The sequence below is a fragment of the Pseudomonas sp. StFLB209 genome (assembly GCF_000829415.1).
Lineage (GTDB): Bacteria > Pseudomonadota > Gammaproteobacteria > Pseudomonadales > Pseudomonadaceae > Aquipseudomonas.
In genome coordinates, this window is record NZ_AP014637.1 from 854,565 (window position 1) to 866,982 (window position 12,418).

General features: G+C 61.0%; 13 protein-coding genes and 1 riboswitch. Of the genes, 6 read left to right on the forward strand and 7 right to left on the reverse strand.

Translation table 11 applies throughout. The features are described 5' to 3' along the window. Positions 1-8: 8 nt before the first annotated feature. The 3 genes from PSCI_RS03975 to PSCI_RS03985 form a co-directional block, all read right to left on the reverse strand. Positions 9-1,946 (reverse strand): DUF1302 domain-containing protein, encoded by a 1,938-nt coding sequence (locus tag PSCI_RS03975; RefSeq protein WP_045483104.1) that lies wholly within the window; start codon positions 1,944-1,946, stop codon positions 9-11. 343 nt (positions 1,947-2,289) lie between these two features. Next, the gene (locus PSCI_RS03980; RefSeq protein WP_045483106.1) at positions 2,290-3,972 is read right to left on the reverse strand and encodes a fatty acid--CoA ligase; all 1,683 of its coding nucleotides are present in this window, start codon (positions 3,970-3,972) and stop codon (positions 2,290-2,292) included. Positions 3,973-4,077: 105 nt separating this feature from the next. Beyond that, a complete protein-coding gene (locus PSCI_RS03985; protein WP_045483107.1) occupies positions 4,078-4,707 on the reverse strand; it encodes a LysE family transporter in 630 nt (209 codons plus the stop codon). Positions 4,708-4,808: 101 nt separating this feature from the next. On the opposite strand from PSCI_RS03985, the gene PSCI_RS03990 reads away from it, so the two are divergent. The 3 genes from PSCI_RS03990 (at position 4,809) to PSCI_RS04000 (ending at position 8,032) form a co-directional block, all read left to right on the forward strand. Beyond that, positions 4,809-5,774: a 2-hydroxyacid dehydrogenase gene (locus PSCI_RS03990; RefSeq protein ID WP_045483108.1), complete on the forward strand. Its 966-nt coding sequence runs from the start codon at positions 4,809-4,811 to the stop codon at positions 5,772-5,774. 427 nt (positions 5,775-6,201) lie between these two features. Next, positions 6,202-7,200 carry a class I SAM-dependent methyltransferase gene (locus PSCI_RS03995; RefSeq protein ID WP_045483110.1) on the forward strand — a complete coding sequence of 333 codons (999 nt, stop codon included), beginning with the start codon at positions 6,202-6,204 and terminating at the stop codon, positions 7,198-7,200. A gap of 39 nt (positions 7,201-7,239) precedes the next feature. After that, a riboswitch (yybP-ykoY riboswitch) is annotated at positions 7,240-7,361 on the forward strand. A gap of 86 nt (positions 7,362-7,447) precedes the next feature. Next, positions 7,448-8,032 carry a TMEM165/GDT1 family protein gene (locus PSCI_RS04000; protein WP_045483111.1) on the forward strand — a complete coding sequence of 195 codons (585 nt, stop codon included), beginning with the start codon at positions 7,448-7,450 and terminating at the stop codon, positions 8,030-8,032. Positions 8,033-8,035: 3 nt separating this feature from the next. Here PSCI_RS04000 and PSCI_RS04005 read toward each other — a convergent pair whose 3' ends face one another. Continuing rightward, positions 8,036-8,854 carry a M48 family metallopeptidase gene (locus PSCI_RS04005; RefSeq protein WP_045483112.1) on the reverse strand — a complete coding sequence of 273 codons (819 nt, stop codon included), beginning with the start codon at positions 8,852-8,854 and terminating at the stop codon, positions 8,036-8,038. Between the two features lie 291 nt (positions 8,855-9,145). Between PSCI_RS04005 and PSCI_RS04010 the strand changes: the two genes are divergently transcribed. Further along, positions 9,146-9,598, forward strand: a complete 453-nt coding sequence (locus PSCI_RS04010; RefSeq protein WP_045483114.1) for a methyl-accepting chemotaxis protein — start codon at positions 9,146-9,148, stop codon at positions 9,596-9,598. A 3-nt stretch (positions 9,599-9,601) separates the two neighbouring features. Here the strand turns inward: PSCI_RS04010 and PSCI_RS04015 are convergent, their stop codons facing one another. Genes PSCI_RS04015 through PSCI_RS04025 form a run of 3 tightly spaced genes read right to left on the reverse strand, consistent with a single transcriptional unit; the run spans position 9,602 to position 10,671 of the window. After that, a complete protein-coding gene (locus PSCI_RS04015; protein ID WP_045483116.1) occupies positions 9,602-10,225 on the reverse strand; it encodes an SOS response-associated peptidase in 624 nt (207 codons plus the stop codon). 3 nt (positions 10,226-10,228) lie between these two features. Continuing rightward, positions 10,229-10,489: a putative signal transducing protein gene (locus tag PSCI_RS04020; RefSeq protein WP_045493784.1), complete on the reverse strand. Its 261-nt coding sequence runs from the start codon at positions 10,487-10,489 to the stop codon at positions 10,229-10,231. Further along, positions 10,489-10,671, reverse strand: coding sequence for a CPXCG motif-containing cysteine-rich protein (locus tag PSCI_RS04025; protein ID WP_045483118.1), 183 nt, complete (start codon positions 10,669-10,671; stop codon positions 10,489-10,491). Before PSCI_RS04025 ends, PSCI_RS04020 begins: the two co-directional genes overlap by 1 nt. A gap of 138 nt (positions 10,672-10,809) precedes the next feature. On the opposite strand from PSCI_RS04025, the gene PSCI_RS04030 reads away from it, so the two are divergent. Next, positions 10,810-11,979: a 1-acyl-sn-glycerol-3-phosphate acyltransferase gene (locus PSCI_RS04030; protein ID WP_045483120.1), complete on the forward strand. Its 1,170-nt coding sequence runs from the start codon at positions 10,810-10,812 to the stop codon at positions 11,977-11,979. Between the two features lie 148 nt (positions 11,980-12,127). Continuing rightward, positions 12,128-12,349, forward strand: coding sequence for a hypothetical protein (locus PSCI_RS04035; protein WP_045483122.1), 222 nt, complete (start codon positions 12,128-12,130; stop codon positions 12,347-12,349). The last annotated feature ends 69 nt before the right edge of the window (positions 12,350-12,418 follow it).

Below are 12,418 nucleotides of genomic sequence, written 5' to 3' on the forward strand. Positions count from 1 at the left end.
ACCGATTCTTAGAAGTTCACACCAAAGCTCAGTGCCACAAAGTCGCGGTCGTCGACCGTGGTGTACTTGCCATCGAAGAAATTGGTGTAGGAAAGGCTTGCGGTGTAGGTGTTCTGGTATTCGGCATCCAGACCAAGGCTGACCGCCTTGCGACCTTCCTCGAAGTTGCCGCCAGGACCTGGCGAGTAGCCTTTGACGTCATGCGACCAGGCAACGCTGGGCCTGAGGTTGACCCCGGCGAAGACGTTGTTGTAGTCCCAGATCGCCCGGGCGCGGTAGCCCCACGAGTTGCTGGTCGTGAAGCCGTCGTTCTCGCAGTAACGGCTCAGGTTGTTTTGCGCAGCACCAGTCAGAGTACCCGAGTTGAGAATGCCGCACTGACCGCGTGGCAGCGGACCAGGCCCGTACACCGGGTCGCGGCCATAACGGATTTTCGAGGTGCTCTCCAGCCCGCCGACGTGGGTCCAGCCCACCTCGCCCACCACGGTCAGACGCTCGGCGCCCATTACCTGGTCGAAGAAGTGCGTGAAGGTGGTCTGCAGCTGGGTGATTTCCTTGCGCCGGTAACCCGGCTGGTCGGTGTTGGGCCGACCGGTCAGCACTGACACATCAGGGTTGAGCGGCGACAGCCCGGAATACAGGATGTCAGTGGTGTTGATCTGCACCGGCGCGTTGGGCCGGTAGCTGATTTCACCGCTCCACGCCGTGCCGGTAGGCAACGAGGTCGAGAAGCTCAAGCCATACAGGCGGATGTCTTCGGGGTACTCGACGTAGTAGCTGGAGTTGCCCGCCACCACCACAGGCAGCAGGGTCGGAGCCAGCGCCGTGGCGGTGGCCAGCGGAATACCGTTGCCCACCAGCGAGCCGACCAGGCCGGAGGCGCTGAAGGATGACGGCGCACCACCGCGACCGCTGAAGATCGGCGCACGGCTGTGGTAGTTCATCATGTAGGCACCGAACTCGGTGTTCAGTGGCTCGAAGTTGTAACGCACGGCAAAGCCGAACTGGCCGCTGTCGCGGGCATCGCGATCCGGACCGCGCCGCACGATGGCGCCTTCGTCGGGCGATCCGAACAGCACGCCCTGCTGGGCCAACGAGTTGAATATCGCGCCGCGGGCTGCTGCTGGCAGGCCCGATGCGGCCAGCCCGGCGTTCAGGCCATTACGGCTACGCAGCACTGCCAGGTTATTGTTACAGCCGTCGGCGATCACATCCGGCTGAGAGAAGAAGGTACCGCAGTTATCCACTACGGTCTGGTCCCACTCCAGCTGATAGAAGCCCTCGACGGACAGATTCTGGGTAATGCCCTGCGACAGGTAGAACATGTTGACCGGAATCAGGCCTTCCTTGACCTCGGAACCGGGCCGGCGGAACGCCGAAACGTCGATCGGGTTCACGCTGTTGATGCCGCCACCAATGAAGGTACTTTCACCCCAGCTGACCACCTGCTTACCGAACCGCACCGTGCCAGGCTCATCGCCAATCGAGTAACGGTGGTAGATAAAGGCATCGAGCAACTGTGCGCCAGACGACTTGGCGCCTTCCTTGCGGTTGGAGTCGCTGATGTCCTTGAACTCGCGGCCTTCGTCCTTGAGCTCAAAGTCATACCAGTACTTGCCACGCACGAAGACCCCGGTGTCCCCGTATTTCAGCTCCAGGTCGTGGATACCTTTGAAGACCTTGGAAAAGGTCTCGCCGCGCTTGAAGTTCAGGTGGCCGTCGTCGGAAGTCTGGGACAGGCCACGCCCGCCGTTATTGGCACCGATCAGGTTCTTGTTGGGGCTGGCGGTCGACCAGCTTGCCCCCACCGAAAGCGAGGAGTCGAAGCTGCCTTCGATTTCGCCAATATTGAAACTGACACCGAACGCGGGGCCAGCGAGCGTAGAGGCGAGGCTGACCGCCAAAGGCAGTCTGGCCCTGCGCCAGAACGGGGTTGCTGTAGTCATCAACGCTACTCCATGTGCTTTTATTTTTATGGCAAGAGGGACTTCGAAAACGACTCGGTGCTCCAGACATATCCGAGTGGCAGCGCGTAGGTCTGGCGTGGGCTCCACCACGCCGTTGCGCTTTGATGCCAGATCCCCTGTGCCGACTATAGCCAGCCGTCTGTAATGCTTGATCACTCTAAAGTGTGATTTAGGGCATCAGACTCTCTGGCCCGCCCATTCCCGCCCGACAGCGTGACAGGCTTCGGGGAGAATGGCTGGTTTTGGCAATTTGGCAAGCCACGCGTGTGGCTGGCCAGACAGAATGCCTGCCGCCCTTGATACAGACGACAGGCATTCGACCTCAGAGTGTAGACAGCAAAACGCTATTACTGCTTTGCCATTCGACGATATCCAGACGCATACGTTTTTTGTCGAGTTTGCCAACGCTGGTCTTGGGGATTTCCGGCACCACGGCAATCTGCTGCGGAATCGCCCATTTGTTGATATGCCCCTGCTCAACGAACGGCGTAAGGTGCGCCTTGAGCAGCGCGGCATCGATAGGCTGCCCTTCATGGGCAACGATCAGGGCAAACGGACGCTCGCCCCATTGCGGGTCAGGAATGCCGACCACCGCCACTTCACGCACGGCGGCATGGCGACTGCAAAGGTCTTCAAGGGCCAGGGATGACAACCATTCGCCGCCGGTCTTGATCACATCCTTGATCCGGTCACGAATATCGATGAAGCCAAAGCCGTCGAGGGTGGCGACATCGCCGGTGTGCAACCACCCGCCGGCCCACAGCTCAAGGCCCTTTTCCGGCTCACGGAAGTAATTCTCAGTCAGCCAAGGTGCGCGTAGCACCAGTTCACCTTGGGTCTGGCCATCAGCCGGCAGGAAATTGCCCTGTTCGTCGACGATCGCGGCCTCCACCAGCATGCCCGGCACACCGGCCTTGATCCGGAAGCGGATCTGCTCGTCATCACTGCTGGCCAGCAGCTCTTCGTTCAAATGCGCCACGGAAATCAGCGGCCCGGTTTCCGACATGCCATAGGCGGCGGTCAGTTGTATGCCCTTGGCCTTGGCTGCCTGATACAGGCTACGGTTCAGCGAGCTGCCGCCGATGATGATCTTCCAGCCGCCAAAGTCCTTGTCCTTGGCCGACTTGGCATTGAGCAACATCTGCAGGATGGTCGGCACACAGTGTGAGAAGGTGACTTTCTCGGTTTCCCACAGCCGGACCAGAAACTCAGGGTCGTAACGTCCGGGATAGACCTGTTTGACCCCGAGCATGGTCGCGGCATAGGGCACGCCCCAGGCGTGCACATGGAACATCGGGGTGATGGGCATGTACACATCATTGGTGCCCAGCAGCCGCACACTGTCGATACTGCCCATGATCGCTGCCACGCCCATGGTGTGCAGCACCAGTTGCCGGTGGGTGAAATACACGCCCTTGGGGTTACCGGTGGTGCCGGTGGTGTAGAAGGTGGTGGCCACCGAATGCTCGTCGAAATCCGGGAAGTCGTACTCCGGGCTGGCCGCTGCCAGCAACGCTTCGTACTCGCCGATCAGGCCTGGCAGCTCGACGGGCTGATCCGGCGTGTCGGTCAGCAACAGGGTCTTCTCCACCGTGGTCAGATGCCCGGCAATCCCTTGATACAAGGCGGCGAATTCGCTGTTGACCAGCACGAGCCGGTCATCGGCGTGATTCATGGTGTAGACAATTTGCTCCGCGGACAGACGCACGTTGATGGTATGCACCACCGCGCCGATCATCGGGATGGCGAACATGCACTCAAGATAACGATGGCTGTCCCAATCCATGACTGCCACGGTGTCGCCGGCCTTGACGCCGGCCTCGGTCAAGACATTGGCCAGGCGGCGCACGCGCTCATTGAGGGTCGGATAGGTGTAGCGGACCAGGTCGCGGTATACGATCTCGCGGGTTCTTTCATAGCGAGTGCCGGAAAGCAGCAGGCTTTTGATCAACAGAGGATATCGATAGGCGCCTTCAGCGGGCGCCAGAACGCGAGTCTGCAACATAAGAGTCCCTTTCCAGAGTTCACAGGCGAAGATCCAATATGGACGCTAGAGCGCTTGCTCGCCAGTGTGCATCAGTCAAAGGGACGATTTATCGACCAATACCCGTCATTGGCTCTGGGTGAACGCCAGCTTGACCCCAAGGGCCACGAGTACGCCCCCCATCGCACGATCAAACCAGTGCCCCATGCGCGCAAAGCCAGCGCGCACCCGCGCCTGGCTGAACAGTCGCGCGACCATGACGAACCAGGCCGCGGTAGCAATCGCCAGATACACGCCGTAACCGCCCTGCACCGGCAGCGGCGTGTGCGGATCGATGACCACGGTGAACAGCGACAGGAAAAACAGCGTGGCCTTGGGGTTGAGGCCGTTGGTGACAAAGCCGCTGACGAAGGCGCCGCGTGCCGAACGTTGCACGGCACCGGCCGCCAATGGCTCGGCCGAGGCACTGGCCGGTCTGGCGCGCAAGGCCCTGATGCCGATGTACAGCAGGTAGGCCGCCGCCGCCCATTTCAGGGCATTGAACAGCACGATCGACTGAGACACGATGATGCCGATGCCCAGCAACGAATAGCCCACGTGGAGGAAAATCGCCGAACCGACGCCCAACGCGGCCCAGGTTCCAGCCTTGCGTCCATGGGCCACGCTCTCGCGCACCACGACGGCGAAATCCGGACCGGGACTGGCAACCGCCAGCAGATGAATCAGGGCAACGGTGAGAAACTCGGTCCAGTACATGCAGCGCTCCAACGAACAAAACCGCCAGCGCCAGGCGCAGCGTGTGATAGAAAAGATTGGTAACACTACAACCCTCAACCCCGACACGGAAGGTACAGCTGATGAGTAATAACGGCAGAGCAGTTTTTCTCGACCACACTTCACTGGATCTGGGCGATCTGGACCTTGGTATCCTGCGCGACAGCTTTGCCGATCTGATCCTGCACGCCAGCACCACCCCTGACCAGGTGATCGAACGCCTGCAAGATGCACAGGTGGCGATTACCAATAAAGTGTTGATCGACGCAAAAACCTTTGCCGCCTGCCCACAGCTCAAACTGGTCCTGGTCGCCGCCACCGGCACCAACAACGTCGACCTGGCAGCGGCCCGTGAACACGGGGTGAGCGTATGCAACTGCCAAGGCTACGGCACGCCATCGGTGGCGCAGCACACCCTGCTGTTGCTGCTCGCTCTGGCGACACGTCTGCCGGATTACCAGAACGCTGTACAGCAAGGGGCGTGGCAGCAATCTTCGCAGTTCTGCCTGCTGGATTTCCCGATCGTCGAACTGCAAGGCAAGACCCTCGGCCTGCTGGGCCACGGCGAACTGGGCGGTGCGGTGGCGCGCCTGGCCGAAGCCTTCGGCATGCGGGTACTGAGCGGCCAGTTGCCCGGCAGGCCGGCCCGTGCCGACCGCCTGCCATTGCATGAGCTGCTGCCGCAGGTCGATGCTTTGACCCTGCACTGCCCGCTCAACGAGCACACCCGGCATATGCTCGGCGCCCACGAACTGGGCCTGCTCAAGCCTCATGCACTGGTGGTCAACACGGCACGTGGCGGGCTGATTGATGAACAGGCGCTGGCCGATGCCTTGCGTAATGGCCACCTGGGCGGTGCGGCCACTGACGTGCTCAGTGTCGAGCCGCCGGTCAATGGCAACCCGTTGCTGGCGGGCGACATTCCGCGCCTGATCATCACCCCGCACAGCGCCTGGGGCGCCCGCGAAGCGCGGCAACGGATCGTTGAACAGATCGCCGAAAATGCCCGCGGGTTCTTTACTGGTGCACCGCTGCGGGTTGTCGCGTAGGACGTTGGCTTATCGGCGATGCTCTTTCGAGCGATGGAAAATCCCTGATCGAGTTGTCTGAACTGCAGGTTTCGCCCTGCTGGGCGATCCGATTTTGTCTTGGCAGAACCGGGGAAAACCGCTTGCTCCTGGTTTGGGTCTGCCCTGCGGGCAGACGTCCCTCCGTCCGGCGCCGATTCGGGGGCCGGCGCGATGGGGGTCCTGCCCAGCGCACCTGAAACCAGCTTCCCTGCTGGTTTCTCCCCCAAATCGACGCCTACCCTCGGCCAGCACCCAAGTCGCGATTTGCGTCGTCTGTGCCATCTCGGCTCGAAGATCAAGATCAACGGCAACGGCAACGGCAACGGCACTTGCAGCTTATGGCTTGAAGCTTGCGGCTAGCGCCTGCGGCGCTGTTAAACTGCGCCCTTTTTTCAGGAGTCAGGACATGGACCCGCGCAGTGAGGTGATTCTTCGCCAGGCCGAGTTGTTTCAGGGCAATCTGCTGCTGGCCGGGCTGCCGGCCGACGACTTGCTCGGCAAACTGCCGAATGCGCAGGGCTGGTGCTGGCATGCCGGTGACATGGCCGCGCTGGAGGGTCGCTTTGCCGGGCGCCTGCATTTCGGAGTCGAGCCGCCGGCAGCGGACTTCGATGCCGCCGTGGTGTTTCTGCCCAAGGCCCGGGACCTCAGCGACTACCTGCTCAACGCCCTGGCAGCACGCCTGAGCGGCAAGGATCTGTTCCTGATCGGCGAAAAACGCGGCGGGATCGAAGCGGCTGCCAAACAACTGCACCCACTGGGCAAACCGCGCAAGCTCGACAGTGCACGTCATTGCCAGCTCTGGCAGGTGACCGTTGAACATGCACCACAAGCCAAACCGCTGAACAGCCTGGCGAAGACCTTTGAAGTCGCTCTGGAGGACGGCGTGCTGAACGTTGTCAGCCTGCCGGGCGTATTCAGCCATGGCCGACTCGACCGCGGCAGCGCACTGCTGCTCAAGCATCTGGCTAACCTGCCAGAGGGCTCGTTGCTGGACTTCGGCTGTGGCGCAGGCGTGCTCGGCGCTGCGGTCAAACGTCGCAACCCGGCCCTTGAAGTGGTCATGCTGGATGTCGACGCGTTTGCCACTGCCAGCTCCGCGCTGACCCTTGCCGCCAATGGCCTGCAGGCACAAATCATCACTGGCGACGGTATCGATGCCGCCCCGGACGGGCTCGATACTATCCTCAGTAACCCGCCGTTCCATACCGGCGTGCATACCGACTATAAAGCCTCGGAAAACTTGCTGAAAAAAGCCCGGTTACATCTGCGAAAAGGCGGTGAACTTCGGTTGGTCGCCAATAGTTTCCTGCGCTACCAACCTCTGATCGAGGAGCATGTCGGCGCCTGTGAAACCCTGGCCGAGGGCGATGGTTTTCGGATTTATCGCGCCAGACGCAACTGAAAATAAGCGCTTGCCCAAACCGTGCGAGCTAGGCAGAATCCGCTCCGTCCTAGGGGAGTAGTCTCCCGCGAGCCACCGGCTCGTCCGGCATGCATCAACATACTTGGCCCGCAGGCCATGGTGCGTGCGACCCGCAATCCGCGTCAGACGGAGCAGGGTTTGACAAGACCTATGACACGCACAACCTTACCCAGGGCGGGGAGGCTGTACGTGTCATTAGCCGTGTCGACCCGCCCTTGGAAACCTGATGCTGGAATCTCTTCTTATCCCCACCGCCATCGTGGCTCTCGCCGAAATAGGCGACAAAACGCAACTGTTGGCGCTGATCCTTGCCGCACGATTTCGCAAACCCTGGCCGATCATTGCCGGTATCGTCGCTGCGACCCTTGCCAACCATGCCGCAGCAGGTGCCGTAGGCGCCTGGGTCGGGCAGTTTTTCTCGGATGTCGTACTGCACTGGATCCTGGCTGCCAGCTTTGCCGCCACGGCGCTGTGGACCCTGGTACCAGACAAACTGGACGATGACGAAACCAGTACCGCGCGCAAGTTCGGCCCGTTCATGACCACCCTGATTGCCTTCTTCATCGCCGAAATCGGCGACAAGACCCAAATCGCCACGGTGATGCTCGCGGCCCAGTACAGCTACCTGTGGCTGGTGATTCTGGGCACCACCCTCGGCATGTTGATCGCCAACGTGCCGGTGGTGCTGGCCGGTAATTTCGCCGCCGAGAAACTGCCCCTGACCCTGATTCGTCGCCTGGCAGCCAGCGCCTTTCTGGTCATGGCGCTGGTTGCGGTGTACAAGGCGATGCAGATCAGCGGCTGGCTGTAGTACTCAGGACTTCTTCGCTTGCTCATAAAGCGGCATGACCTTGGGAATTGCCGCCTGCAGCGAGGCAATGCGGTTCTGCGAGGCCGGGTGGGTACTCATGAATTCCGGCGTCGAACCGCCGGCCTTCTGGGTCATTTTCTGCCACAGCGTGATCGCCGCGTTGGGGTTGTAACCGGCGCGGGCCGACAATTCCAGGCCCAACAGGTCGGCTTCATTTTCGTTGCTGCGGCTGTTGGGCAGGGTCAGGCTGTAATTGACCACGGTATCGGCCAGCGCCAGGCTGTCCTGGCCCAACCCCAGCAACGCGCCAGCGCCCTGTTTGGCCATCGCCACACCATAGGCCTTGGACATCGCCTCGCGGCCATGTTCACGCAGGGCATGGGCGATTTCATGGCCCATAACGGCTGCGATCTCATCGTCAGTGAGGTTAAGGTTCTCGATCAGCCCGGTATAGAAAATGATCTTGCCGCCCGGTCCGCAGTTGGCATTGAGTTCGTCGCTTTTGATCAGATTCACTTCCCACTGCCACTGCGCCGAATCGGCACGCAACTTCGGCGCCTGGGCGATCAGCCGGTCAGCGATGGCATGCACGCGCTTGGCATTGCTGCTGGTGGTATCCAGCACGCCCTTGCTTGAGGCCTCACCGACCGTCTGCTGATAAGACTGGGCATACATGTTGTTGACCTCTTCGGTCGACAGCATGCTGAACATGTACTGCTTGCGCTCTACCCCTACCGAGTCACCGGTGGTGGTGTTAACTGCCTGGCAGCCGCCCAGCAGTACGGCAGCGCCAACGGCGCAAATGGCAAAAGACTGACGCATCACGTAACTCTCCTTACAGGCTTGGCGGTCATCCTAGGCCGTACAGAGCTTGTGCGCCAGCGCTCCGCCAATCGCCCCTTGGTCCGCAAAAAACGCCCGATAGTTCCCTGGCCTGTAACAGACTTGCTGGATCATGCTGCCAGGGTTCGTCGTCGGCCAGGCTTCATGATTTTCCGGCAGCGGGCGATAGTACTAAGAGGGTGTTTACAAAATAGGCGAACGCCGTATTGCCGAGTGCAGCCATTTTGTGGACACCCGCTAAAGAACGGGGCTGTTCGGTCTGGAGTTGCCATGAAGCGCAAGTCGATCCGGTTTTCCATCGCGTCACTGACAGGCACACTGACGCTAGGCATAGCGGCGTTGCCCGGTAGCAGCCTGGTCGGGCTGCTGCCCGGTGTGGCAGGGTTGCTGCTGATCTGGCTGGCCGCCAGCAGGGTCGCGCGCCGCCCACAGCAACAAGCCGACCGCCATGAGGGCATCGCTGATGCCATGAACCTGATACAGCGCCTGCCACACACAGACGTCAATGCTGACGCCCTTCGCCCCCGGATGCGCAACCTTGCCGACCAGGCCAACCTGCTGGCCCTCAACAGCGCCATCCACGCCGCAACGCGGCAGGTACAAGGCCGGGATGTTACCCAAACGCCCGGCCGCACGCGCCCGGTGGTGCCGCGTCAGGACGACACCGACCCGATCCGCCTGGCAGAGCAGCAACGGCGGTTGATCAATCAGTTCAAGGTCTGAAAGCTAGAGAGGCGTGAGGCACTGCGGCCCATTCAGAGCCGGATCATTGATCAGGTTGGCCAGCGGCCGCTCGCGCAGTTGCGTCTGCCGCGCAGCCAGCAAGCCTTGCAAGACGTGCTCCGGGGTCTTCGGGTCTAGCCAGGCGCGCTGGCCGTCTTCGTCGAGTATCAGCGGCCGGCGCTGATCCATGGCCGGCTGAGTGACCACCGCAACGCTCAGCCACTCCTGCTCCTGCACCGGGTAGCGTTCCCAGATGGCCGCGAAAAACAGCGAAGAGCCTTCGGCGGGCGTCAGCCAGAAGGGCTGCTTGCGGGCATTGCCGCGCCATTCATAGAAGCCGTTGGCCGGCAGCAGGCAGCGCCGCTGAGAAAACGCCTCACGAAACATCGGCTGCTCGGCCACGGTTTCGGCGCGGGCATGGGCCGGGGTGCGGCTCAAATCGGTCAGCCAGGCCGGCGTCAGCCCCCAGCGCGCGCGCGCCAGGGTAGGAGCGCCCTGTTCATCGGCACGCAGCATCAAGACCCATTGCGTCGGGGAGATGTTCCACTGTGGCTGCTGATCGGATGGAAACCCCGGTATGGCGGCAAAGTCACGATTCCAGCGAAACAGGGCATAGCGTCCACACATAGTTCAGCACACCAGTACATCAGGAAAACTGTCGGGCTCGTCAGCGTCGACAGGCAAGGCGGCATTGTACGCATTGATCAGCTGCAGTGCCTGTTGCACCTGTTCATCGCAGACCACAATGCCCAGCAGGCCGCTGACCGGCAGATGCCCTGCCCCACCGAGCAGGTCACGGCCGGTCATATGCGCCTCGATGCCCTCGCTGGCCAGCATCGCCAATAGCAGCTCCCCTTCCAGCAAATGCTCAGGTTCGTAGATTCGCTGCATCATTCATTCTCGCTGCGCACATCCAGACTCCAGTGCTCACCATCAGTGCGCAGGTCGAAAACAATCGGCCGACAGCACACCTGGCAATCTTCTATGTACTGCTGATCACCACCAGAAAGATCCAGCAGCGTCTCGACCGGCTCGCCACAATAGGGGCAGTCATAACTCTGTAATTCCTGCATCAGGTCTGCTCCGTAAGATTTGCGTATAATCAGCGTCCGTTCGAAGGCTGATCCTTTTTTGAATCCGGATTTTGCTATCTGTTTATTTCAGACCAGCCTTTTCATACCTGTATCCGTTCCCACCCCCTACAAGAGAGCATGATGGGCGAATTTGATGCCATCCGACCTTATGACGACGCCGAGGTGCCTGCTGTACTGGCGCGTCTGCTTAGCGACAAGGCCTTCCTCGCGACCCTGACCAAGTTCCGCTTTCCGCGCCTGGCCAACACCTTCGGCTGGTTCCTGCAACCGGCCCTGGCCCGCAAACTGCGCAAGGAGTTCGCCGGCATCAATTCGGTGGCGACCCTGCAGGACAAGATCGAGGTGTACGTCGATCACACCATCGAGCGCGCCACCGACGGCGTGACCTACGCCGGCGTTGAACAGCTCAAGTCCGGCAGTGCCTATCTGTTTTTGGCCAACCACCGCGACATCGTGATGGACCCGGCCTTCGTCAACTATGCGGTGTATCACGCCGGCCTGCCCACGCCGCGCATCGCCATTGGCGACAACCTGCTGCAAAAGCCGTTCGTCAGCGACCTGATGCGCCTGAACAAAAGCTTCATCGTGCACCGCTCGATCAGCGGCCGCCGCGAAAAGATGGCTGCCTACCAGTTGCTGTCGGCCTATATCAACCATTCGATCACTCACGATACCCAGTCAATCTGGATCGCGCAGGCCGAAGGGCGGGCCAAGGACGGCGACGACCGTACCGAGTCGGCAATCCTCAAGATGTTCCACATGAGCCGCAAGGACGAGCCGTTCGGTGAGGTGATTCGCTCCTTGAATCTTAGCCCGGTATCGATCAGTTACGAGTACGACCCGTGCGACCAGGCCAAGGCCCGTGAGCTGTACATCCGTGCCACCACTGGCAGCTACGCCAAGACCCCGGGCGAAGACGACATCAGCATTGCCCTGGGCATTACCGGCTACAAAGGCCGGGTGCATGTGAACTTCGCGCCGCCGATCAGCGACCAGTTCGAAGACACCAAACAACTGGCCGCAGAAATCGACCGGCAGATTCTTACCGGTTACCGGCTGTTCCCGGTGCATTACCTGGCTTGGGCGCAGTGGAGCGAGCGCGACGCAAGCCTCAGCGTGCCGCAGGCTCATGAGCTGTTTGGCGCCGAAGAACTGGCCAAGGCCAAAGCTGAGTGGGAAACGCGCCTGGCAGGCTGCCCTGCCGAGCATCGCCCGTATCTGATCCAGCAATATGCGACTCCGGTGCGCAATCAGTACCGGATCAAGGCCGGTCTGGCCCTGCCTTGAGGCTCAATGGCAGCCGCCCGGAGGCTGCCATTTTCTGCTCCGCTGTCACCGGCTTGTCATCCAGCCACGCCATTGTATGGCCCTTCAAAACGGAGCCTGGCACTTGCCAGGCATTTTGCAGGGAACGCCCGTACATTCTGGAGTCGACATGCTGCACGCCAACAATCAGGACCGTCTCTACCTCATCGCCCAAAGCGATGAGCAGCAGGAGCTTATCGACGGCCTGGCCTTCAATGTCCACGACCGCCGCTGGCTGGTCTATTGCGCTCTGGGCGGTCATCAACATCACGACCTGCCTGAGCAAGACCCGGACACCGGCCTGAGCTTTCTGGATTTTTCCGTGGCCACCGCAGCGGCGGTGAATCACTGATCAACGCAGCCAAAACGAAAAAGCCCGGCCTCTGATCGAGAGCCGGGCTTTTTTACATCTGCAGCACGG

Excerpts from the sequence above, each read along its gene's own strand:
- PSCI_RS03975 (WP_045483104.1), bottom strand. The coding sequence starts at position 1,946 with ATGACTACAGCAACCCCGTTCTGGCGCAGGGCCAGACTGCCTTTGGCG.
- PSCI_RS03980 (WP_045483106.1), bottom strand. The coding sequence starts at position 3,972 with ATGTTGCAGACTCGCGTTCTGGCGCCCGCTGAAGGCGCCTATCGATAT.
- PSCI_RS03985 (WP_045483107.1), bottom strand. The coding sequence starts at position 4,707 with ATGTACTGGACCGAGTTTCTCACCGTTGCCCTGATTCATCTGCTGGCG.
- PSCI_RS03990 (WP_045483108.1), top strand. The coding sequence starts at position 4,809 with ATGAGTAATAACGGCAGAGCAGTTTTTCTCGACCACACTTCACTGGAT.
- PSCI_RS03995 (WP_045483110.1), top strand. The coding sequence starts at position 6,202 with ATGGACCCGCGCAGTGAGGTGATTCTTCGCCAGGCCGAGTTGTTTCAG.
- PSCI_RS04000 (WP_045483111.1), top strand. The coding sequence starts at position 7,448 with ATGCTGGAATCTCTTCTTATCCCCACCGCCATCGTGGCTCTCGCCGAA.
- PSCI_RS04005 (WP_045483112.1), bottom strand. The coding sequence starts at position 8,854 with ATGCGTCAGTCTTTTGCCATTTGCGCCGTTGGCGCTGCCGTACTGCTG.
- PSCI_RS04010 (WP_045483114.1), top strand. The coding sequence starts at position 9,146 with ATGAAGCGCAAGTCGATCCGGTTTTCCATCGCGTCACTGACAGGCACA.
- PSCI_RS04015 (WP_045483116.1), bottom strand. The coding sequence starts at position 10,225 with ATGTGTGGACGCTATGCCCTGTTTCGCTGGAATCGTGACTTTGCCGCC.
- PSCI_RS04020 (WP_045493784.1), bottom strand. The coding sequence starts at position 10,489 with ATGCAGCGAATCTACGAACCTGAGCATTTGCTGGAAGGGGAGCTGCTA.
- PSCI_RS04025 (WP_045483118.1), bottom strand. The coding sequence starts at position 10,671 with ATGCAGGAATTACAGAGTTATGACTGCCCCTATTGTGGCGAGCCGGTC.
- PSCI_RS04030 (WP_045483120.1), top strand. The coding sequence starts at position 10,810 with ATGATGGGCGAATTTGATGCCATCCGACCTTATGACGACGCCGAGGTG.
- PSCI_RS04035 (WP_045483122.1), top strand. The coding sequence starts at position 12,128 with ATGCTGCACGCCAACAATCAGGACCGTCTCTACCTCATCGCCCAAAGC.